This window comes from Thioalkalivibrio sp. K90mix (genome assembly GCF_000025545.1).
Lineage (GTDB): Bacteria > Pseudomonadota > Gammaproteobacteria > Ectothiorhodospirales > Ectothiorhodospiraceae > Thioalkalivibrio.
In genome coordinates, this window is record NC_013889.1 from 2,259,152 (window position 1) to 2,277,403 (window position 18,252).

The following is an 18,252-nucleotide window of genomic DNA, read 5'->3' on the forward strand; positions in this document are numbered from 1 at the left end:
ATCAGGCGCCGACGGCGGCGGGCATCGCCCGCTCGACCGCACGGCCGCGCAGGGAATGCGCCAGGGCCTCGGTGATCTCGACCGGGATCATCTGTCCGATCAGGCTGGGGTCGCCCGCAAAGTTCACGATGCGGTTGTTCGCCGTACGTGCGGCCAGTTCGCCGGGATTGCGTTTGGCCGGGCCCTCGACCAGCACGGGCTCGATGTTGCCGACCATGGCCTGGTTGCGCTCGCGCCCGTGCTGCTCGATCAGGGCCTGCAGCTCGGCCAGGCGGGCCTTCTTGGTGGCCAGCGGCACGTCGTCCGGCAGCGAGGCCGCCGGCGTGCCCGGGCGGGCGCTGTAGATGAAGCTGAAGGAGAAGTCGAAATGCAGCTCCTCGATCAGCTTCATGGTCGCCGCGTGGTCGGCATCCGTCTCGCCGGGGAAGCCGACGATGAAGTCGGAGGACAGGTCCAGATCCGGGCGCGCCTCGCGCAGGCGGCGGATCTTGGACTTGTATTCCAGGATCGTGTGGCCGCGCTTCATCTGCGCCAGGATGCGGTCGGAACCGCTCTGTACCGGCAGGTGCAGGTGGCCGACCAGCTTGGGCTCGTCGGCATAGGCCTGGATCAGCGAATCGGAGAACTCCACCGGGTGCGAGGTGGTGAAGCGGATGCGCTCGATCCCGTCCACCGCGGCGACATAGTGGATCAGCAGGGCGAGGTCGGCGGTATCACCGTCCTCCATCGGCCCGCGGTAGGCATTCACATTCTGCCCCAGCAGGTTGATCTCCTTGACCCCCTGCCCGGCCAGCGCCACGACCTCGGCGATCACGTCGTCGAACGGCCGGCTGATCTCGTCGCCGCGGGTATAGGGCACCACGCAGAAGCTGCAGTACTTGGAACAGCCCTCCATCACCGAGACGAACGCGGTCGGGCCATCGGCCTTCGGCTCGGGCAGACGGTCGAACTTCTCGATCTCGGGGAAGGAGATATCCACCACCGGCGCCCGCTCGCGGCGCACCGACTGGATCATCGCCGGCAGGCGGTGCAGCGTCTGCGGGCCGAACACCAGATCCACGTACGGGGCCCGTTCGCGCAGGGCATCGCCCTCCTGGCTGGCCACACAGCCGCCAACCCCGATGATCACCTCGGGTCGGCGCTCCTTGATCTGCCGCCAGCGCCCCAGCAGCGAGAACACCTTCTCCTGTGCCTTCTCGCGGATGGAGCAGGTATTCATCAGCAAGACATCGGCCTGCTCGGGGTCATCGGTACGCTCCGCCCCGTGCAGCTCGCGCAGGGCGTCGAGCATGCGGTCGGAGTCGTACTCGTTCATCTGACACCCGTGTGTCTGGATGTATACCTTGCGAATCATGCGTGCGTACTTGTGTTGGTGGACGTCAGGTACTTCTCAGAACGGGACGTCGTCGTCATCGAAGGCGCCGCCGGAGACCGGGGCGCTGCTGCGGTTGCCGCCCTGTTGGCCACCGCCGCCGTAGGAACTGCCGCCGCCATAGCCCGGATCCTGGTCGAACCCGCCGCCACCGCCGCTGCCCCCGCGGCCGCCGATCAGCTGCATGTCGTTGGCCACGATCTCGGTGCTGTAGCGGTCATTGCCGGACTGGTCCTGCCACTTGCGCGTCTGGATCTTGCCTTCGATGTAGACCTGCGAGCCCTTGGACAGGTACTGCGCGGCGATATCGGCCAGACGCCCGAACATCACCACGCGGTGCCATTCGGTGTTCTCGCGCTTCTCGCCGGAGTTCTTGTCGGTCCACTGCTCCGAGGTGGCCAGACGCAGATTGGTCACGGTAACCCCGTTGGGGGTCTCGCGCTTTTCCGGGTCGGCCCCGAGGTTGCCGAGCAGGATGACTTTGTTGACGCCGCGGGCCATGGGAACTCCTTGTGTCTGACGCCTTTGCAGGGCGCGGGAAACGAACCGTTAAGGAAACACTGATCAATGTACACGCTCGCGCTGGTACCCCAGGTTGTCCGAGACAAGGCGCGTCGTGCAGCGGGTAGTGGTTCTACCCGCAAGCGGCGCAATGCAGGATCGGGGAACCTAGGGTGCCAACCCCGAAGGGGCTCGGCCGCTTTTGCGTGGGAACGGCGTTGCGGCTCCCTTGTGCAGAATGACTGCACGGCAGTCACCGCGCATTAAACGCACGCAAAAGCGACGAAGCAGCGAGCGCGTACATTGGTCAGTGTTTCTTTAATTGTAGCAGGGCGTCCGCCGGCCGGCAGCGCCCGTTTGCGGTATTGCCTCAAACACCGGTGACACCGCTCACCCCCCGCGTGCGGCGACCACATCGGGGGGCTGCGCCAGCCAGGCCACCAGGGCCTCCGTATCCGGCCCGCCAGGGTCGACCTTGAGGTACAGCGAGCGTGCATCGGGTGACAGCGCCACCTCCACGATGCCGGGCCAACCCACCAGCGCATAGCGCAGTTCGGCCTCGCGACCCGCCCAGTGGGCAGGAACCCCCAGTACACGGTTGGATCGGTAGCGCGGCTGCATGCGCCAGGCGACCACAAACCAGATCAACAACAACGGTACGGCGGCAAGAAACACACTGGCGGGCCCCGCCAGTGTCAGGACGCCGCCCCCCAGCAACCCTCCGGCGAAAATACCCAGAAACTGCGCAGTGGCGAAGCCACCCATCGCCGTCCCCTTGTGCGCGACCGGCGCCTCGCGGGCCACCAGCGACGGCAGCCCTGCCTCCAGCAGGTTGAACGCGGCGAAAAACACCACCATCAGGGCCACAAAGAACCACATGCCCATGCCATTGAGAAGCACCAGCGCCAGCAGGAGCTGGACCAGCGCGAGCGAGGCGATCGCTCCCCGCATCACCGTATGCACGCGCCGGCGGCGCTCGCCCAGGATGATCCCCGGGAGCATCAGGGCAAACCCCGCCAGCAGCACCGGGACATAAAAGCGCCAGTGCTCGGCTCCGGCCAGTCCCAGATACTCGACCAGCAACAGCGGGATCACGAGAAAATTGGCCGCCAGCACCAGATGCAGCACGAAGATGCCGACGTTCAGGCGCAGCAGCTCCGGTTCGCGCAGCACCTGCGGCAGCGCGGACCAGATGGGGACCATGTCCGGGTGCTGCCGCGCGCGCTCCGGGTTGGGCACCCAGAACAGCAGGATCACGATCGCCAGCACCCCGAGCAATGCGGACAGGCCGAAGACGCCGCTCAACCCGGCCGCGCGATCCACCACCGGCCCCAGCGCCATCGAGGCGGTAAAGGTCAGCCCGATGGTCAGTCCGATCACCGCGAGCGCGCGCATGCGCCGCTCCTCGCCCACCAGATCGGCGGTCAGCGCCAGGATCACCGCGGCCACCGCCCCGGCGCCCTGCAGCGCCCGCCCCAGGATTACCCCGTGCACGGTCTCCGCCAGGGCCGCGACCAGACTCCCGAGCACGAAGAGCACGAGCCCGCCGAGGATCAACGGCTTGCGCCCCAGCCGATCGGACAACAGCCCGAACGGGATCTGCAGCAGGGCCTGGGTCAGCCCGTAGATCCCCAGCGCCAGCCCCATCAGGAACGGCGTGGCACCCGCGAGCGTGTCCAGGTGCAGCATGAACACCGGCAGCACCATGAAGAGACCGGCCATGCGCACGCCATAGATGGCCGCGAGCCCGGAGGTCGCGCGCAGCTCGCGGGGCGTCATGCCGGTGGAATCCGCAGGTAAGGACAGGCTGTCATGCGTGCCGAGTTTACCGGCAACAACGCCACGGAAACCATGGCGGCGATCGCCGCAGTGTTACTATGAGCGGTTTGCGCCCTGACGCAGTCTGTCGGGCGCCCCTCGCACAACCAGGTGGAGTCGATACCGATCCATGGACAGCATCAGCATCCGCGGGGCCCGCACCCACAACCTGAAGAACATTGATCTCGACCTGCCGCGCGACCGGCTGATCGTGATCACGGGCGTGTCCGGCTCCGGCAAGTCGTCGCTGGCCTTCGACACCCTGTTTGCCGAGGGACAACGCCGCTACGTGGAGAGCCTGTCCACCTACGCCCGCCAGTTCCTGTCGATGATGGAAAAGCCGGACGTGGATCAGATCGAGGGGCTCTCCCCGGCGATCTCCATCGAGCAGAAGAGCACCTCGCACAACCCGCGTTCCACCGTCGGCACCATCACCGAGATCTACGACTACCTGCGCCTGCTGTTCGCGCGTGCGGGCGAGCCGCGTTGCCCCGAACACGGTGAGACCCTGGCGGCCCAGACCATCTCGCAGATGGTGGATCAGGTGCTGGATCTTCCCGAGGGCGAGAAGGTGATGCTGCTGGCCCCGATCGTGCGCGGACGCAAGGGCGAGCACCACAAGCTGCTGGAGTCCATGCGCGCCCAGGGGTACCTGCGCGCCCGCATCAACGGCGAGATCCACGACCTCGACGCCTTGCCCGCGCTGGACCCGAAGCGCAAGCACAACATCGAGATCGTGATCGACCGCTTCAAGGTCCGCGAGGACCTGCGGAGCCGCCTGGCCGAGTCCTTCGAGACGGCGACCGAACTGGCCGACGGGCTGGCGCTGATCGCCTGGATGGACGAGCCCGAACGCGAGCCAATGATCTTTTCCGCGCGCTATGCCTGCCCCGTCTGCGGCTATGCGCTGCGCGAGCTGGAGCCCCGGCTGTTCTCGTTCAACAATCCGGCCGGCGCCTGCCCCACCTGTGATGGCCTCGGCGTGCGCCAGTACTTCGACCCGGAGCGGGTCGTCTCGCAACCCGAACTGAGCCTGGCCGGCGGCGCAGTGCGTGGATGGGACCGGCGCAATGCCTGGTACTTCAGCCTCCTGAACAGCCTCGCCCGCCATTACGGCTTTGACGTCGAGACGCCGTGGCAGGAGCTGCCGGCCGAGGTCCGCGCCGTGGTGCTGCACGGCTCCGGCAAGGAGAAGGTCAAGCTGTCGACGCCGGCCGCGAATGGCCGCCTGCGTACCGACGAGCGCGTGTTTGAAGGAGTGATCCCGAATCTGGAGCGGCGCTACCGCGAGACCGACTCCGCCGCCGTACGCGAGGAGCTAGGGCGCTATCTGGCCGAACAGGCCTGCCCCGAGTGCCACGGCACGCGGCTGAACTCCGCGGCGCGTCATGTGTTCGTCAATGACCTGACACTGCCCGAGGTCACGCACATGAGCGTGGCCGACGCACGGGCCTTCTTCGCTGAGCTGCGCCTGCCGGGCCGCTTCGCCCAGATCGCGGAGAAGATCGTGCGCGAGATCGGCGCACGCCTGGGCTTCCTGAACGATGTCGGGCTCGACTACCTGACCCTGGACCGCTCGGCCGACACCCTGTCCGGCGGCGAGGCCCAGCGCATCCGGCTGGCCTCCCAGATCGGGTCGGCCCTGGTAGGGGTGATGTACATCCTCGACGAACCCTCGATCGGCCTGCACCAGCGCGACAACGAACGCCTGTTGAAGACTTTGTGTCACCTGCGGGACCTCGGCAACACCGTGGTGGTCGTGGAGCACGACGAGGATGCGATTCGCGCGGCGGATCATGTCGTCGACATCGGCCCCGGTGCGGGCCGCCATGGCGGCCAGGTCGTGGCCGCCGGCACCCCGGACGAGGTGGCCCGCACACCGGACTCCCTGACTGGGGCCTATCTCACCGGTACGCGCGCGATCGCCGTCCCGGAGAAGCGCACCGAACCGGACCCCGAACGCGAGATCCGCGTGATCGGCGCGCGCGGCAACAACCTGAAGGGCGGAGACTTCGCGTTTCCCACGGGCCTGCTGACCTGCGTCACCGGGGTCTCGGGCTCCGGCAAGTCGACCCTGGTCAACAACACGCTCTACCCGGCCGTCGCCGTGGCCCTGCATGGCGGGCGCCACACGATCGCGCCGCACGAGCGCATCGACGGCCTCGAACTGATCGACAAGGTCGTCGACATCGACCAGAGTCCGATCGGCCGCACGCCGCGCTCGAACCCGGCGACCTACACCGGCCTGTTCACCCCGATCCGCGAGCTGTTTGCCGCCACCGCCGAGGCCCGCTCGCGCGGCTACAAGCCAGGGCGCTTCTCGTTCAACGTGCGCGGCGGCCGCTGCGAGGCCTGCCAGGGAGATGGCGTGATCAAGGTGGAGATGCACTTTCTTCCGGATGTCTTCGTCCCCTGCGACGTCTGCAAGGGCAAGCGCTACAACCGCGAGACCCTGGAGGTCCGGTACAAGGGCAAGAGCATCCACGAAGTGCTGGAGATGACCGTCGAGGAGGCCCTGGAGTTCTTCCAGCCGGTCCCCGTGATCCATCGCAAGCTCGAGATGCTGATGGAGGTCGGGCTGTCCTACATCCAGCTCGGTCAGAACGCCACCACGTTGTCCGGTGGCGAGGCCCAGCGCATCAAGCTCGCACGCGAGCTGTCCAAACGCGATACCGGCCGCACCCTGTACATCCTCGACGAGCCCACGACCGGCCTGCACTTCGAGGACATCGCCCAGCTCTTGCGGGTGCTCCACCGCCTGCGCGACCACGGCAACACGATCGTCGTGATCGAGCACAACCTCGACGTGATCAAGACCGCCGATTGGCTGATCGACATTGGACCGGAGGGCGGTAGCGGTGGTGGCGAGCTGCTCGTCGCGGGCACGCCCGAGGCGGTGGCTGGCACTCCAAGCAGCCACACGGGGCGCTTCCTCGCTCCTTTGCTGGGGACGCAGCAAAGGAGCGCCGCTTCCGCCTGATCGTTCGGTTCAGGCCGGGGCCTGCCCCCAGACGCAAAAAAGCCGGCCCAGAAGGCCGGCTTTTTAACGGGCGTGCCGTACTCGATCAGGCCGCTTCGCCATTCTCCTGATCCGCGCTCGGCTCCGGCCGGTCGACCAGCTCGACATACGCCATCGGCGCGTTGTCGCCTGCGCGATTGCCGCACTTCAGGATGCGCAGATAGCCGCCCGGACGACCGTCGTAGCGCGGACCCAGTTCGTTGAACAGCTTGCCCACGATCTCCTTGTCACGCAGGCGGGCGAACGCGGTGCGGCGACCGTGCACGCTGTCTTCCTTCGCGAGGGTGATCAGCGGCTCGGCCACACGCCGCAGCTCCTTGGCCTTCGGCAGCGTGGTCTTGATCAGTTCATGCCGGAACAGGGCCACGGACAGGGCCTGAAAGGTGGCCTTGCGGTGCGAGCTGTTACGGCCCAGCTGACGGCCGGAATGACGATGACGCATGAGAGATTTCCTCTGAAATACGGTTGGCGCGAAGCGCCGTGATTACTCGTTGTCGTCGCGCAGACCCGGCGGCGGCCAGTTCTCGAGACGCATCCCGAGCGACAGACCGTGAGTGGCCAGCGTGTCCTTGATCTCGGTCAGCGACTTCTTCCCCAGGTTGGGCGCACGCAGCAGCTCAACCTCGGTGCGCTGCACCAGATCCCCGATGTAGTACAGGTTCTCGGCCTTCAGGCAGTTCGCGGACCGCACGGTCAGCTCCAGCTCGTCCACCGGACGCAGCAGGATCGGATCGATCGCGCCCGCGGTCGTACCCGGCACTTCGCCCGTCTCTTCCTGGAGATCCACGAACGGGGCCAGCTGGCCCTGGAGGATCGTCGCGGCCTGACGGACCGCGTCATCCGGCGCGATCGCACCGTTGGTCTCGAGCTCGAGCACCAGACGATCCATATCGGTACGCTGCGCCAGACGGGCGCTCTCGACACGGTAGGCCACGCGGCGGATCGGGCTGAAGCTGGCATCCAGCAGCAGACGACCAATACCGGTCTCGTCGCCTTCGGCCTGGCGGCGAGTGCTCACCGGCTCGTACCCGCGGCCGGCACGGGCGGTCAGGGTCATGTCGATTTCGACGTTCTTGGTGATCGTCGCGATCACATGCTCGGGGTTCACCACTTCGACATCGTGGTCCACGGTGATGTCACCGGCGGTCACCACGCACGGGCCCTTCTTCTTCAGGCTCAGCGTCGATTCTTCGCGGCTGTGCATGCGCAGCGCCACACCCTTCAGATTCAGCAGGATGTCGACCACGTCTTCCTGCACGCCCTCGATCGCGGTGTACTCGTGCAGCACGCCCTCGATACGGGCCTCGACGATCGCGGCACCCGGGATCGACGACAGCAGCACGCGGCGCAGGGCGTTGCCCAGCGTGTGACCGAAGCCCCGCTCGAGCGGCTCCAGCGCGACCTTGGCCTGGTTCCGGTTCTCGGCCTCGACCTCGATCTGTTGTTTCTTGACCAGTTCGTTCGACTGCATGGTGTCTCCTGGCGGAAGGCCGCTATACGGTTACTTCGAGTACAGCTCGACGACGAGCGACTCGTTGATGTCGGCGGGCAGGTCGGAGCGGTCCGGGATCGCCTTGAAGGTGCCCTCGAACTTGCTCGTGTCCACTTCCACCCAGGACGGAAAACCGCTCTGCTCGGCCAGCGTCATGGAGTCCTGGATACGCACCTGCTTGCGTGCCTTCTCGCGAATACTGACCACGTCGGACGGCTGCACCTGGTAGGCGGCGATGTTCACCACCTGGCCATTGACCAGCACCGCGCGGTGCGAGACCAGCTGACGCGCCTCGGAGCGAGTGCTGCCGAAGCCCATGCGATACACGACGTTGTCCAGACGCCCTTCCAGCAGCTTCAGCAGGTTCTCACCCGTGGAGCCCTTGCGCTGGGCGGCCTTCTTGTAATAGTTGCGGAACTGCTTTTCCAGCACCCCGTAGATGCGGCGCAGCTTCTGCTTTTCGCGCAGCTGCACGGCGTAGTCGGACAGGCGGGTGCGGCGTTCGCCGTGCTGCCCCGGGGCCTTGTCCAGCTTGCACTTGGTCTCCAGCGCGCGCGCCCGGCTCTTCAGCCCCAGGTCCACGCCTTCGCGGCGACTCAGCTTGCATTTCGGTCCAATGTAACGAGCCATTCTTGAACTCCAGCCTTAAACGCGGCGTTTCTTGGGCGGCCGGCAGCCGTTGTGGGGGATCGGGGTCACATCACTGATGTTGGTGATCTTGAACCCCGCGTTGTTCAGCGCACGTACCGCCGACTCGCGACCCGGGCCCGGACCGCGCACCATCACATCGAGGTTCTTCACCCCATGCTCGGCCGCAGCCGAACCGGCGCGTTCCGCGGCCACCTGGGCTGCGAACGGGGTCGACTTGCGCGAGCCACGGAAGCCGGAGCCACCGGAGGTCGCCCAGCTGATCGTGTTGCCCTGACGATCGGTGATGGTGATGATCGTATTGTTGAACGTGGCGTACACGTGTGCCACGCCCTCGGCGATATTTTTGCGGACCTTTTTCTTGGTCCGGGTCTGCGCTTGTGCCATGTACCTGTGATCCCAGTCTGATTACTTACGAATCGGGCGACGCGGGCCCTTGCGGGTCCGGGCGTTCGTCTGCGTCTGCTGGCCGCGCAGCGGCAGGCCGCGACGATGACGCACCCCGCGATAGCAGCCCAGATCCATCAACCGCTTGATGTTCATGCTGATCTCGCGACGCAGATCCCCTTCCACCGGAATGCGATCGATCTGCGCACGCAGAGCGTCGACTTCGGCATCGGTCAGATCCCGCACCTTGATTTCCGGACGCACACCGGCGGCCTCGCAGATCTGGCGGGCCCGAGTCGGGCCAATGCCATAGATCGCGGTCAGCGCAACCACGGTGTGCTTCTGGTCAGGAATATTGATTCCAGCGACGCGAGCCATCCAACATCTCCATCAGAAACCGGCAAAGCCGGCTATAGTAGCAATGAATACCAGTGACGCCAAGCCTTAGCCCTGGCGTTGCTTGTGGCGCTTGTCCGAGCAAATCACGCGGACCACGCCATTACGCCGGATCACCTTGCAGTTGCGGCAGATCGGCTTTACGGATGCCCGTACCTTCATGGTCTTTCTCCTTCAACGGATTCCCAACGGGATGGTCTAGCGGATCCCGGTCCCGCCGAACCCCTTCAGATTCGCCTTTTTCATCAATCCTTCGTATTGGTGCGACACCAGGTGCGATTGCAACTGGGCCATGAAGTCCATCACCACGATCACGATGATCAGCAGCGACGTCCCACCAAAGTAGAAGGGCACGTTCCAGTACAGGATCAGGAACTCCGGAAGCAGACACACGGCGGTAATGTACACCGCACCCACCGCGGTCAACCGGGTCATGACCCCGTCGATAAACCGTTCCGTCTGGACGCCCGGCCGGATCCCCGGGATAAAGGCGCCCTGCTTCTTCAGGTTTTCCGCCGTATCGCGCGAATTGAACACCAGCGCGGTATAGAAGAAACAGAAGAAAATGATGGCCGCCGCGTAGAAGCCCACGTACAGCGGCTGACCAGGCGCGAGCGTCGTCGACAGCTCGCGCAGCCAGTCCATGCCTTCCGCCTGCCCAAACCATTGCCCCAGGGTCGAGGGGAACAGAATGATACTCGACGCGAAGATCGGCGGGATCACGCCCGCCATGTTCAGCTTCAGCGGCAGGTGCGAGGACTGGCCACCGACGACCTTTCTTCCGACCTGACGCTTGGCGTAGTTGATCGTGACCCGCCGCTGCCCGCGTTCGACAAACACCACGAAGGCGGTCACCGCCAGCGCCAGCACGATCAGGATCACCACAAATGCCGCCGCCAGCTCACCGGTACGCGCCAGTTCCAGGGTCCCGCCAATGGCACCCGGCAGACCCGCCACGATCCCGGCGAAGATAATAATCGAGATCCCGTTGCCAATGCCGCGTTCGGTGATCTGTTCGCCCAGCCACATCAGGAACAACGTCCCGGTCACCAGCGATACGACCACCGTGAAGATAAAGATCGGGCCCGGGTTCAGCGCCATCGGCATCCCCTGAATGGTCTGGCCGTTCAGCGCGATCCCGATCCCAATACTCTGAAACAGCGCCAGCGCCACGGTCCCGTAGCGCGTGTACTGCGTAATCTTGCGGCGGCCTTGCTCGCCTTCCTTCTTCAGCTGTTGCAGCGCGGGCACGGTCGCGGCCAGCAACTGCATAATGATCGCGGCCGAGATATACGGCATCACCCCGAGGGCGAAGATCGACAGCCGCTCCAGCGCACCTCCGGAAAACATGTTGAACATGTCCAGGATCGTGCCGCTTTGCTGTTCGAAGAACTGCGATACGGCGACCGGGTTGATCCCCGGCACCGGGATGAACGTCCCGATGCGGTAGACGACCAGAGCGCCCAGCACGAACAGCAGGCGTTGACGCAACTCGGTAAAGCCGGTGAGCCCGCCACCGGATCGTGCTGTCGCTCCACGCGCCATTATTCGGCCTCGACGCTCCCGCCGGCCGCCTCAATGGCTGCCTTGGCCCCCTTGGTCACGCCCACGCCCTTGACGACGCAGGCCTGGGTGACTTCACCGGACGCAAAGATCTTCGCGGTCTGGGTAATCTCGGGGATCACGCCGGCCTTCTTCAGGCTCTCCAGCGTAATCTCGCCGTCGACCTTGGCCAGTTCACTCAGGCGCACCTCGGCCGAATAGCGCTGCTTGCGCGAACGAAAGCCCACCTTGGGCAGACGGCGCTGCAACGGCATCTGGCCGCCCTCGAATCCGGTCTTGGTGAAACCGCCCGAGCGGGACTTCTGGCCCTTGTGGCCACGACCGCCGGTCTTGCCCAGACCGGAGCCGATACCACGACCCACACGCTTGCCCGGCTTGCGGGCGCCGGCGGGACTGGAAATATCGTTGAGTCGCATAGGTCAGACTTCCTCTACCTTCAGCAGGTACGACACCTTGCGGACCATGCCGAGATTCTCGGGGGTGGCCTCGATCACAGAGGTGCTGTGGGTCTTGCGCAGGCCGAGGCCGCGGACACAGGCCTTGTGGTTCTTCAGCCGTCCGGCGGTGCTGCGCACCAGGGTCAGTTTCAGCTTGCTCATGACTAGCTCGTCACTTCGTCGACAGACTTGCCGCGCTTGGCAGCGACACGTTCCGGCGAGTTCACCTTCGTGAGCCCGTCGATGGTCGCCTGCACGACGTTGATCGGATTGCGCGAGCCAACACACTTGGCCAGCACGTTGTGCACACCCGCCACTTCGAGCACCGCGCGCATCGCACCACCGGCGATGACACCCGTACCCTCGGAGGCCGGCTGCATGTAGACCTTGGCGGCGCCATGACGGCCGTTGACCGCATAGTGCAGCGTGCCGTCCTTCAGTGACACATCGCGCATCTCCTGACGCGCCTGCTGCATCGCCTTCTGGATCGCCTGCGGGACCTCGCGGGCCTTGCCATAGCCGAAGCCAACACGGCCTTCACCATCGCCCACCACGGTCAACGCGGCAAAGCGGAACTGGCGCCCGCCCTTGACCACCTTGGCCACGCGGTTCACGCCGATCAGCTTTTCCTGCAGGCCGTCGGTGGCTTCGCTTACATCATTACGTGCCATTTATCTTCTCCGGTGGGTCGCGTTGGACTAGAACTGCAGGCCGTTTTCACGGGCGGCATCGGCCAGGGCCTTGACCCGTCCGTGATAACGAAAGCCCGCACGGTCGAACGCGACCTGTTCGATTCCGGCTTTCTTTGCGCGCTCGGCGATCGCCTGCCCGACGCGGGCCGCCGCTTCGGCGTTCCCGGTGTTGCCGGCGCTCTTCAGCTCCTTCTCGACGGTGGAGGCCGCAGCCACGACCGCGTCGCCCGAAGGGGCAATGATCTGCGCATACATGTGGCGGGGCGTCCGGTGAATACAGAGACGATGCACCCCCAGCTCGCGGATCTTGAACCGCGCGCGACGCGCCCTCTTAAGTCTGGCCTCTTTCTTGTCCACTGGTGCCTACCTACTTCTTCTTGGCTTCTTTACGCACAATGCGCTCGTCTTTGTACTTCACGCCCTTGCCCTTGTAGGGCTCCGGCGGGCGGAAGGCGCGAATGTTCGCAGCCACCTGGCCCACCTTCTGGCGATCCGTCCCCTTCACTACGACCTCGGTCGCGCTGGGCGTCTCGATCGTGACCCCTTCGGGCACTTCAAACTCGATCGGATGCGAGTAGCCCAGCGTCAGGTTCAGCTTCGCGCCCTGCATCTGCGCGCGGTAGCCGACGCCCACCAGCTCGAGCTTGCGCTCGAAGCCTTCACTCACGCCATGCACATGGTTGCCCAGGATGGCGCGGATCGTGCCCGCCAGGGCCGTGTTCTTGGCGTGCTCGTTGGGCTTGACCTGAACGACACCGTCTTCAACGGCGACCGTGACGGCCTCGGGGCAGCTCAGCTGCAACTCGCCCTTCGGGCCCTTGACCTTGATCTCGCCGTCCGCCTGCTCCACGGCCACGCCGTTGGGCAGCTTGATCGGCAGGTTTGCAATGCGCGACATGGCTGATTCCTCAGTAAATCTTGCAGAGGACCTCGCCGCCCTGGCCGGCGGCCCGGGCTGCGCGATCACTCATGACACCCTGCGGCGTGGAAATCACCGCGACACCGAGCCCCTGGTTAATGCGCGGGAGCTCATCCTTGCCGCGGTAGATCCGCAAGCCCGGGCGGGAGATCCGTTCAACGCTCTCGATGACCGGACGCCCCTCGAAATATTTCAGCTTCACCACCAGCTTCTTCTGCGCGGCCTCGCCGTCCACCTGGACGTCGCCCACATAGCCCTCGTCGGCAAACACCTTGAGGATTCGCTCCTTGGCCTTGCTGAACGGGATCGCGACCTGCTCCTTGTTCGCGCGCTGCGCATTGCGCACGCGGGTCAGCATGTCGGAAATCGGATCGGTCATCATTGCTTCTGTCTCCTTACCAGCTCGACTTGCGCAGGCCCGGGATTTCGCCCTTCATGGCGTGCTCCCGCAGCTTGTTCCGCCCAAGACCGAACCGACGGTAATAACCTTTCGGGCGACCGGTGACGCCACAGCGGTTGGTCTGTCGCACCGCCGCGGAGTCGCGCGGCAGTTTCTGCAATGCATGCATCGCGGCCAGGCGTTCCTCGGAGGACTTGGTTTCGTCCACCAGGATGGCCTTCAGTTCCGCACGCTTTGCGGCATATTTCTGGACCAGACGGGCGCGCTTTTTCTCGCGCTCGATCATCGATGTCTTCGCCATGTGCGCCTACCTCTTAGTTCCGGAACGGGAAACGGAAGGCTTCTAGCAGGGCCTTGGCTTCCTCGTCCGTCTTCGCGCTGGTTGTGATCGTGATGTCCATGCCGCGAATCTTGTCGACACGGTCATAATCAATCTCGGGAAAGATGATCTGTTCCTTGATACCCATGGAGTAGTTCCCACGGCCATCGAACGCCTTGGCACTGAAACCACGGAAGTCTCGCACGCGCGGCAACGCCACGTTGATCAGGCGATCGAGGAACTCGTACATCTGCCGGCTACGAAGGGTCACCTTGCAACCGATCGGATAGCCGTCACGGATCTTGAACCCGGCGATCGACTTGCGGGCCTTCGTCACCACGGGCTTCTGCCCGGCGATGGCCGTCATGTCACTGACCGCGTGCTCAATGATCTTCTTGTCCGCAACTGCATCACCCAGACCCATATTCAGGGTCACCTTGGTGACACGCGGGATCTCCATCACGTTGGCATAGCTGAACTGCTTCTGCAGCGCCTGCTTCACGTTGGATTCGTATTCTTCTCTCAAGCGTTCCATAAACCGTCCGTCCGCGTTATGCGTCCACGACCTCGCCGTTCGATCGGAAGACACGCACCTTGCGGCCGTCTTCCAGGGTCTTGAACGACACGCGATCACCCTTGTCGGTTGCCGGGTTGAAGAGCATCACATTGGAGACATCGATCGGCATTTCCTTCTCGATGATCCCGCCACCGATCCCGCGCTGCGGATTCGGCTTCTGATGCTTCTTCACCATGTTGATGTTCTGGACCAGGACCTTGCCTTCCAGCACCTTGATGATGGTGCCGCGACGGCCCTTGTCCTTTCCTGCGATCACGACGACGTCGTCGCCTTTGCGAATCTTATTCATGACGACCTCACAGCACTTCCGGGGCGAGGGAGATGATCTTCATGTACTTCTCCCCTCGCAGTTCACGCGTCACCGGCCCGAAGATACGAGTGCCGATCGGCTGATGCTGATTGTTCAGCAGCACCGCCGCATTGCGGTCGAAACGAATGATCGAACCATCGGGGCGCCGAACACCCGCGGCGGTGCGCACGACGACCGCATTGTAGACGTCGCCTTTCTTGACTTTGCCTCGCGGGATGGCGTCCTTGACGCTCACCTTGATCACATCGCCCACGCGTGCATAGCGACGGTGCGAGCCACCCAGCACCTTAATGCACTGGATGCGACGGGCGCCGCTGTTGTCGGCGGCCTCGAGAACGGTCTGCATTTGAATCATGACTTCTCTCCCAGCGGCCGATTAGAGCGCGTCGTGCCCGACCACTTCGATCAGGGCAAAGCGCTTCTGCTTGGACATCGGCCGGCACTCACGGATACGCACCCGGTCCCCCATGCGCGAGACATTTTCCTCGTCATGGACGTGCAGCTTGGTGCTGCGCCGAATGAACTTGCCATACAGCGGATGACGCACGCGGCGTTCGACCAGGACCGTGCGGGTCTTGTCCATCTTGTCGCTGATCACGCGCCCAACGACGGATCGCTGGGTTTTGGAGACTTGCTCGGTCATCTTCTTAGCCTGCCTTTCGTTCGTTCATCAGCGTCTTGATCTGCGCGATCTCGCGCCGGACCTTGCCCACCCGATCGGGGCGCGCCAGCTGGCCGACGGCCTTCTGCATGCGCAGCCCGAACTGCTCCCTGTAGAGCGCCTCGAGCTCGGTGTTGAGCTCGTCGTCGGATTTCTTTCTCAGTTCGCTCGCTTTCATCACATCACCTGCCGACGGGTAAACACCGTCTTCACCGGCAACTTGGCGGCCGCCAGACGCATCGCCTCACGCGCCACGTCCTCGTGCACACCTTCCATTTCGTAGAGCATGCGACCAGGCTGCACCTTGCAGACCCAGTACTCGACGCCGCCCTTACCCTTACCCATACGGACTTCAAGCGGCTTCTTGGTCACCGGCACATCCGGGAACACCCGGATCCAGATCTTCCCGCCACGCTTGATGTGGCGGACCATCGCGCGACGCGCGGCCTCGATCTGGCGGGCCGTAATGCGGCCCCGCTCGACGGCCTGCAGGCCGTATTCGCCGAAGCTGACCTTGGCGCCGGTCGAGGCCATGCCTCGGTTACGGCCCTTGAACTGCTTGCGGAACTTGGTTCTTTTTGGCTGCAGCATGATCTTTCAGTCCTAGCTCGCGTTGGCGGCGGCACGGGTCCCTTCGGTCGGCTCCAGGCCAAAGACCTCGCCCTTGAAGATCCACACCTTCACGCCAATGATCCCGTAGGTGGTCCGCGCTTCCGCAAACCCGTAGTCGATATCGGCACGCAGGGTATGCAGCGGCACGCGGCCTTCGCGGTACCATTCGGAGCGCGCAATCTCGGCGCCGTTCAGGCGGCCAGACACGTGCACCTTGATGCCCTGGGCCCCAAGGCGCATCGCGTTCCCGACGGCGCGCTTCATCGCACGCCGGAACATGATGCGGCGTTCCAGCTGCTGGGCGATCCCTTCGGCGACCAACTGGGCCTCGATCTCGGGCTTGCGCACTTCTTCGATGTTGATCTTGACCGTTCCTTTCTCCAGCCCGGTCTCGCGTGCCACGTCCTGGCGGAGCTTCTCGATGTCCTCGCCCTTCTTGCCAATCACGATCCCGGGACGCGCGGTCTGGATCGTAATGTGCGCGGCCTTGGCCGGGCGCGAGATACTGATGCGGCTTACCGACGCGTGGGCCAGTTTCTTCTGCAGAAACTCGCGCAGCTTGATGTCGTTGTTCAACGTTTCGCCAAATTCGCGACCGTCGGCGTACCAGGTGGCCGACCACGGGCGAGAGATGCCCAGGCGGATGCCGGTCGGATGTACTTTCTGACCCATGCTTAGGCTCCCTTCTCGCTGACGCCGATGACGATATGGCTGGTACGCTTGAGGATGCGGTTACCGCGGCCCTTGGCACGCGCATGCATCCGCTTGAGCACCGGCCCTTCATCGACCTGGATGCGCGAGATGCGCAGCTCGTCGATATCAGCGCCGTCGTTGTTCTCCGCGTTCGCGATCGCCGACTCCAGCACCTTCTTCACAATGGCAGCCGGCTTTTTCGCGCTGAACGTGAGCTCGTTGAGCGCTTCCTCGACCCGCAGGCCCCGCACCTGGTCAGCGACCAGGCGGGCCTTTTGCGGGGAGATCCGCGCGAAACGCAGTTTTGCAATCGTTTCCATCGTTCGTCCTCAGCGCGACTTCTTGTTCGCGATATGACCCTTGAAGGTCCGCGTCAAGGCAAATTCGCCCAGCTTGTGGCCCACCATGTTCTCGTTGACGAGGACAGGCACGTGCTGCCGGCCGTTGTGGACGGCGATGGTCAGCCCGACCATTTGCGGGATGATCATCGAACGCCGAGACCAGGTCTTGATCGGTCGACGATCGTTCTTCTCGACCGCGTCTTCCACCTTCTTGCGCAGGTGATGGTCGACGAACGGGCCTTTCTTCAGTGAACGCGGCATGCTGGGACTCCGTTACTTCTTACGCCGACGCACGATCATGCCGTCGGTACGCTTGTTATTGCGGGTCTTGTAACCCTTGGTCGGACGACCCCACGGGGTCACCGGATGACGGCCGAAGTTGCGGCCTTCGCCACCACCATGCGGGTGGTCGACCGGGTTCATGGCGGTACCACGCACAGTCGGACGAACACCCTTCCAGCGCTTCGCGCCGGCCTTGCCGTACTTCTTCAGGCTGTGCTCGGAATGACCGACTTCGCCCACCACGGCGCGGCACTCGGACAGGACGCGGCGCATCTCGCCCGAACCCAGGCGCAGGGTCGCGTGCTGCCCTTCACGGGCCACGACCTGTGCGGACGTCCCGGCGGACCGGACCATCTGGGCGCCCTTGCCGGGCTTGAGCTCGACACAATGGACCGTGGTACCGACCGGAATCGAGCGCAGCGGCATCGCGTTGCCCGGGCGAATCGGGGCCTGGTTTCCACTCGCGACCTGGTCGCCCTGGTTCAGACCCTTCGGCGCGATGATGTAGCGACGCTCGCCGTCGGCGTACAGCAACAGGGCCAGGTGGGCGCTGCGGTTCGGATCATACTCCAGACGCTCGACCCGCGCCGGCACGTTGTCCTTGTTGCGCTTGAAGTCGACCACGCGGTAACGCTGCTTGTGCCCGCCCCCCACGTGCCGCGTCGTAATACGGCCCGTATTGTTACGGCCGCCGGTGCGGGTCTTTTTCTCGACCAGCGCGGCATGCGGCGCACCCTTGTACAGGTTGTCGCCACGGATCTGTACCGCGTGACGACGACCGGCCGAAGTCGGATTCGTCTTGATAATCGCCAT

At 64.5% G+C, this 18,252-nt stretch carries 28 protein-coding genes; 1 reads left to right on the forward strand and 27 read right to left on the reverse strand.

What is annotated here, in order from left to right:
• Window position 1: 1 nt before the first annotated feature.
• The 3 genes from miaB to TK90_RS10740 form a co-directional block, all read right to left on the reverse strand.
• Complete coding sequence (miaB, locus tag TK90_RS10730) at window positions 2–1,354, reverse strand: tRNA (N6-isopentenyl adenosine(37)-C2)-methylthiotransferase MiaB (protein WP_012983502.1); 1,353 nt, start codon at window positions 1,352–1,354, stop codon at window positions 2–4.
• Window positions 1,355–1,390: 36 nt separating this feature from the next.
• On the reverse strand, window positions 1,391–1,873 hold the full coding sequence (gene ssb, locus TK90_RS10735; RefSeq protein WP_012983503.1) for a single-stranded DNA-binding protein: 483 nt from the start codon (window positions 1,871–1,873) through the stop codon (window positions 1,391–1,393).
• Window positions 1,874–2,263: 390 nt separating this feature from the next.
• The gene (locus tag TK90_RS10740) at window positions 2,264–3,652 is read right to left on the reverse strand and encodes an MFS transporter (protein ID WP_012983504.1); all 1,389 of its coding nucleotides are present in this window, start codon (window positions 3,650–3,652) and stop codon (window positions 2,264–2,266) included.
• Window positions 3,653–3,821: 169 nt separating this feature from the next.
• Between TK90_RS10740 and uvrA the strand changes: the two genes are divergently transcribed.
• Entirely contained in the window at window positions 3,822–6,671 is a 2,850-nt protein-coding gene (gene uvrA / locus TK90_RS10745; RefSeq protein ID WP_012983505.1) for an excinuclease ABC subunit UvrA, read from the forward strand.
• Window positions 6,672–6,756: 85 nt separating this feature from the next.
• On the opposite strand, the gene rplQ is transcribed toward uvrA, so the two are convergent.
• From rplQ to rplB, 24 genes are all read right to left on the reverse strand, one after another.
• On the reverse strand, window positions 6,757–7,152 hold the full coding sequence (gene rplQ / locus TK90_RS10750; protein WP_012983506.1) for a 50S ribosomal protein L17: 396 nt from the start codon (window positions 7,150–7,152) through the stop codon (window positions 6,757–6,759).
• Between the two features lie 42 nt (window positions 7,153–7,194).
• The gene (rpoA, locus tag TK90_RS10755; protein ID WP_012983507.1) at window positions 7,195–8,181 is read right to left on the reverse strand and encodes a DNA-directed RNA polymerase subunit alpha; all 987 of its coding nucleotides are present in this window, start codon (window positions 8,179–8,181) and stop codon (window positions 7,195–7,197) included.
• 30 nt (window positions 8,182–8,211) lie between these two features.
• Window positions 8,212–8,832: a 30S ribosomal protein S4 gene (gene rpsD, locus TK90_RS10760; protein ID WP_012983508.1), complete on the reverse strand. Its 621-nt coding sequence runs from the start codon at window positions 8,830–8,832 to the stop codon at window positions 8,212–8,214.
• A gap of 15 nt (window positions 8,833–8,847) precedes the next feature.
• Window positions 8,848–9,237, reverse strand: a complete 390-nt coding sequence (rpsK, locus tag TK90_RS10765; RefSeq protein WP_012983509.1) for a 30S ribosomal protein S11 — start codon at window positions 9,235–9,237, stop codon at window positions 8,848–8,850.
• 21 nt (window positions 9,238–9,258) lie between these two features.
• Window positions 9,259–9,615 carry a 30S ribosomal protein S13 gene (gene rpsM / locus TK90_RS10770; protein ID WP_012983510.1) on the reverse strand — a complete coding sequence of 119 codons (357 nt, stop codon included), beginning with the start codon at window positions 9,613–9,615 and terminating at the stop codon, window positions 9,259–9,261.
• A gap of 66 nt (window positions 9,616–9,681) precedes the next feature.
• A complete protein-coding gene (gene rpmJ, locus TK90_RS10775) occupies window positions 9,682–9,795 on the reverse strand; it encodes a 50S ribosomal protein L36 (protein WP_012983511.1) in 114 nt (37 codons plus the stop codon).
• Between the two features lie 36 nt (window positions 9,796–9,831).
• Window positions 9,832–11,178, reverse strand: a complete 1,347-nt coding sequence (gene secY, locus TK90_RS10780) for a preprotein translocase subunit SecY (RefSeq protein WP_012983512.1) — start codon at window positions 11,176–11,178, stop codon at window positions 9,832–9,834.
• Window positions 11,178–11,612: a 50S ribosomal protein L15 gene (gene rplO / locus TK90_RS10785; RefSeq protein WP_012983513.1), complete on the reverse strand. Its 435-nt coding sequence runs from the start codon at window positions 11,610–11,612 to the stop codon at window positions 11,178–11,180. The genes secY and rplO overlap by 1 nt, the downstream gene beginning before the upstream one ends.
• Window positions 11,613–11,615: 3 nt before the next feature.
• Complete coding sequence (gene rpmD / locus TK90_RS10790) at window positions 11,616–11,795, reverse strand: 50S ribosomal protein L30 (RefSeq protein ID WP_012983514.1); 180 nt, start codon at window positions 11,793–11,795, stop codon at window positions 11,616–11,618.
• Between the two features lie 2 nt (window positions 11,796–11,797).
• Window positions 11,798–12,304, reverse strand: coding sequence for a 30S ribosomal protein S5 (gene rpsE, locus TK90_RS10795; protein WP_012983515.1), 507 nt, complete (start codon window positions 12,302–12,304; stop codon window positions 11,798–11,800).
• 27 nt (window positions 12,305–12,331) lie between these two features.
• Window positions 12,332–12,682 carry a 50S ribosomal protein L18 gene (gene rplR / locus TK90_RS10800; RefSeq protein ID WP_012983516.1) on the reverse strand — a complete coding sequence of 117 codons (351 nt, stop codon included), beginning with the start codon at window positions 12,680–12,682 and terminating at the stop codon, window positions 12,332–12,334.
• A gap of 10 nt (window positions 12,683–12,692) precedes the next feature.
• A complete protein-coding gene (gene rplF / locus TK90_RS10805) occupies window positions 12,693–13,223 on the reverse strand; it encodes a 50S ribosomal protein L6 (RefSeq protein ID WP_012983517.1) in 531 nt (176 codons plus the stop codon).
• 10 nt (window positions 13,224–13,233) lie between these two features.
• Window positions 13,234–13,626, reverse strand: coding sequence for a 30S ribosomal protein S8 (gene rpsH, locus TK90_RS10810; protein WP_012983518.1), 393 nt, complete (start codon window positions 13,624–13,626; stop codon window positions 13,234–13,236).
• 13 nt (window positions 13,627–13,639) lie between these two features.
• On the reverse strand, window positions 13,640–13,945 hold the full coding sequence (gene rpsN, locus TK90_RS10815) for a 30S ribosomal protein S14 (protein ID WP_012983519.1): 306 nt from the start codon (window positions 13,943–13,945) through the stop codon (window positions 13,640–13,642).
• A 13-nt stretch (window positions 13,946–13,958) separates the two neighbouring features.
• Window positions 13,959–14,498 carry a 50S ribosomal protein L5 gene (gene rplE, locus TK90_RS10820; RefSeq protein ID WP_012983520.1) on the reverse strand — a complete coding sequence of 180 codons (540 nt, stop codon included), beginning with the start codon at window positions 14,496–14,498 and terminating at the stop codon, window positions 13,959–13,961.
• A 16-nt stretch (window positions 14,499–14,514) separates the two neighbouring features.
• Window positions 14,515–14,829 (reverse strand): 50S ribosomal protein L24, encoded by a 315-nt coding sequence (gene rplX / locus TK90_RS10825; protein WP_012983521.1) that lies wholly within the window; start codon window positions 14,827–14,829, stop codon window positions 14,515–14,517.
• Between the two features lie 7 nt (window positions 14,830–14,836).
• Window positions 14,837–15,205 (reverse strand): 50S ribosomal protein L14, encoded by a 369-nt coding sequence (gene rplN, locus TK90_RS10830; RefSeq protein ID WP_012983522.1) that lies wholly within the window; start codon window positions 15,203–15,205, stop codon window positions 14,837–14,839.
• Between the two features lie 21 nt (window positions 15,206–15,226).
• Entirely contained in the window at window positions 15,227–15,493 is a 267-nt protein-coding gene (gene rpsQ, locus TK90_RS10835) for a 30S ribosomal protein S17 (protein WP_012983523.1), read from the reverse strand.
• A 4-nt stretch (window positions 15,494–15,497) separates the two neighbouring features.
• Window positions 15,498–15,689, reverse strand: coding sequence for a 50S ribosomal protein L29 (gene rpmC / locus TK90_RS10840; RefSeq protein ID WP_012983524.1), 192 nt, complete (start codon window positions 15,687–15,689; stop codon window positions 15,498–15,500).
• Window positions 15,689–16,102 (reverse strand): 50S ribosomal protein L16, encoded by a 414-nt coding sequence (gene rplP, locus TK90_RS10845; protein WP_012983525.1) that lies wholly within the window; start codon window positions 16,100–16,102, stop codon window positions 15,689–15,691. The genes rpmC and rplP overlap by 1 nt, the downstream gene beginning before the upstream one ends.
• A 12-nt stretch (window positions 16,103–16,114) precedes the next feature.
• Window positions 16,115–16,795 carry a 30S ribosomal protein S3 gene (rpsC, locus tag TK90_RS10850; RefSeq protein ID WP_012983526.1) on the reverse strand — a complete coding sequence of 227 codons (681 nt, stop codon included), beginning with the start codon at window positions 16,793–16,795 and terminating at the stop codon, window positions 16,115–16,117.
• A gap of 2 nt (window positions 16,796–16,797) precedes the next feature.
• Window positions 16,798–17,136, reverse strand: a complete 339-nt coding sequence (rplV, locus tag TK90_RS10855; RefSeq protein ID WP_012983527.1) for a 50S ribosomal protein L22 — start codon at window positions 17,134–17,136, stop codon at window positions 16,798–16,800.
• A 9-nt stretch (window positions 17,137–17,145) separates the two neighbouring features.
• The gene (gene rpsS / locus TK90_RS10860) at window positions 17,146–17,418 is read right to left on the reverse strand and encodes a 30S ribosomal protein S19 (RefSeq protein WP_012983528.1); all 273 of its coding nucleotides are present in this window, start codon (window positions 17,416–17,418) and stop codon (window positions 17,146–17,148) included.
• A gap of 12 nt (window positions 17,419–17,430) precedes the next feature.
• The gene (gene rplB, locus TK90_RS10865) at window positions 17,431–18,252 is read right to left on the reverse strand and encodes a 50S ribosomal protein L2 (protein WP_012983529.1); all 822 of its coding nucleotides are present in this window, start codon (window positions 18,250–18,252) and stop codon (window positions 17,431–17,433) included.

What these genes read in the sequence shown, in the direction of transcription:
- miaB (WP_012983502.1), bottom strand. Translation starts at nt 1,354, where the DNA reads ATGATTCGCAAGGTATACATCCAGACACACGGGTGTCAGATGAACGAG.
- ssb (WP_012983503.1), bottom strand. Translation starts at nt 1,873, where the DNA reads ATGGCCCGCGGCGTCAACAAAGTCATCCTGCTCGGCAACCTCGGGGCC.
- TK90_RS10740 (WP_012983504.1), bottom strand. Translation starts at nt 3,652, where the DNA reads ATGACGCCCCGCGAGCTGCGCGCGACCTCCGGGCTCGCGGCCATCTAT.
- uvrA (WP_012983505.1), top strand. Translation starts at nt 3,822, where the DNA reads ATGGACAGCATCAGCATCCGCGGGGCCCGCACCCACAACCTGAAGAAC.
- rplQ (WP_012983506.1), bottom strand. Translation starts at nt 7,152, where the DNA reads ATGCGTCATCGTCATTCCGGCCGTCAGCTGGGCCGTAACAGCTCGCAC.
- rpoA (WP_012983507.1), bottom strand. Translation starts at nt 8,181, where the DNA reads ATGCAGTCGAACGAACTGGTCAAGAAACAACAGATCGAGGTCGAGGCC.
- rpsD (WP_012983508.1), bottom strand. Translation starts at nt 8,832, where the DNA reads ATGGCTCGTTACATTGGACCGAAATGCAAGCTGAGTCGCCGCGAAGGC.
- rpsK (WP_012983509.1), bottom strand. Translation starts at nt 9,237, where the DNA reads ATGGCACAAGCGCAGACCCGGACCAAGAAAAAGGTCCGCAAAAATATC.
- rpsM (WP_012983510.1), bottom strand. Translation starts at nt 9,615, where the DNA reads ATGGCTCGCGTCGCTGGAATCAATATTCCTGACCAGAAGCACACCGTG.
- rpmJ (WP_012983511.1), bottom strand. Translation starts at nt 9,795, where the DNA reads ATGAAGGTACGGGCATCCGTAAAGCCGATCTGCCGCAACTGCAAGGTG.
- secY (WP_012983512.1), bottom strand. Translation starts at nt 11,178, where the DNA reads ATGGCGCGTGGAGCGACAGCACGATCCGGTGGCGGGCTCACCGGCTTT.
- rplO (WP_012983513.1), bottom strand. Translation starts at nt 11,612, where the DNA reads ATGCGACTCAACGATATTTCCAGTCCCGCCGGCGCCCGCAAGCCGGGC.
- rpmD (WP_012983514.1), bottom strand. Translation starts at nt 11,795, where the DNA reads ATGAGCAAGCTGAAACTGACCCTGGTGCGCAGCACCGCCGGACGGCTG.
- rpsE (WP_012983515.1), bottom strand. Translation starts at nt 12,304, where the DNA reads ATGGCACGTAATGATGTAAGCGAAGCCACCGACGGCCTGCAGGAAAAG.
- rplF (WP_012983517.1), bottom strand. Translation starts at nt 13,223, where the DNA reads ATGTCGCGCATTGCAAACCTGCCGATCAAGCTGCCCAACGGCGTGGCC.
- rpsH (WP_012983518.1), bottom strand. Translation starts at nt 13,626, where the DNA reads ATGATGACCGATCCGATTTCCGACATGCTGACCCGCGTGCGCAATGCG.
- rpsN (WP_012983519.1), bottom strand. Translation starts at nt 13,945, where the DNA reads ATGGCGAAGACATCGATGATCGAGCGCGAGAAAAAGCGCGCCCGTCTG.
- rplE (WP_012983520.1), bottom strand. Translation starts at nt 14,498, where the DNA reads ATGGAACGCTTGAGAGAAGAATACGAATCCAACGTGAAGCAGGCGCTG.
- rplX (WP_012983521.1), bottom strand. Translation starts at nt 14,829, where the DNA reads ATGAATAAGATTCGCAAAGGCGACGACGTCGTCGTGATCGCAGGAAAG.
- rplN (WP_012983522.1), bottom strand. Translation starts at nt 15,205, where the DNA reads ATGATTCAAATGCAGACCGTTCTCGAGGCCGCCGACAACAGCGGCGCC.
- rpsQ (WP_012983523.1), bottom strand. Translation starts at nt 15,493, where the DNA reads ATGACCGAGCAAGTCTCCAAAACCCAGCGATCCGTCGTTGGGCGCGTG.
- rpmC (WP_012983524.1), bottom strand. Translation starts at nt 15,689, where the DNA reads ATGAAAGCGAGCGAACTGAGAAAGAAATCCGACGACGAGCTCAACACC.
- rplP (WP_012983525.1), bottom strand. Translation starts at nt 16,102, where the DNA reads ATGCTGCAGCCAAAAAGAACCAAGTTCCGCAAGCAGTTCAAGGGCCGT.
- rpsC (WP_012983526.1), bottom strand. Translation starts at nt 16,795, where the DNA reads ATGGGTCAGAAAGTACATCCGACCGGCATCCGCCTGGGCATCTCTCGC.
- rplV (WP_012983527.1), bottom strand. Translation starts at nt 17,136, where the DNA reads ATGGAAACGATTGCAAAACTGCGTTTCGCGCGGATCTCCCCGCAAAAG.
- rpsS (WP_012983528.1), bottom strand. Translation starts at nt 17,418, where the DNA reads ATGCCGCGTTCACTGAAGAAAGGCCCGTTCGTCGACCATCACCTGCGC.
- rplB (WP_012983529.1), bottom strand. Translation starts at nt 18,252, where the DNA reads ATGGCGATTATCAAGACGAATCCGACTTCGGCCGGTCGTCGTCACGCG.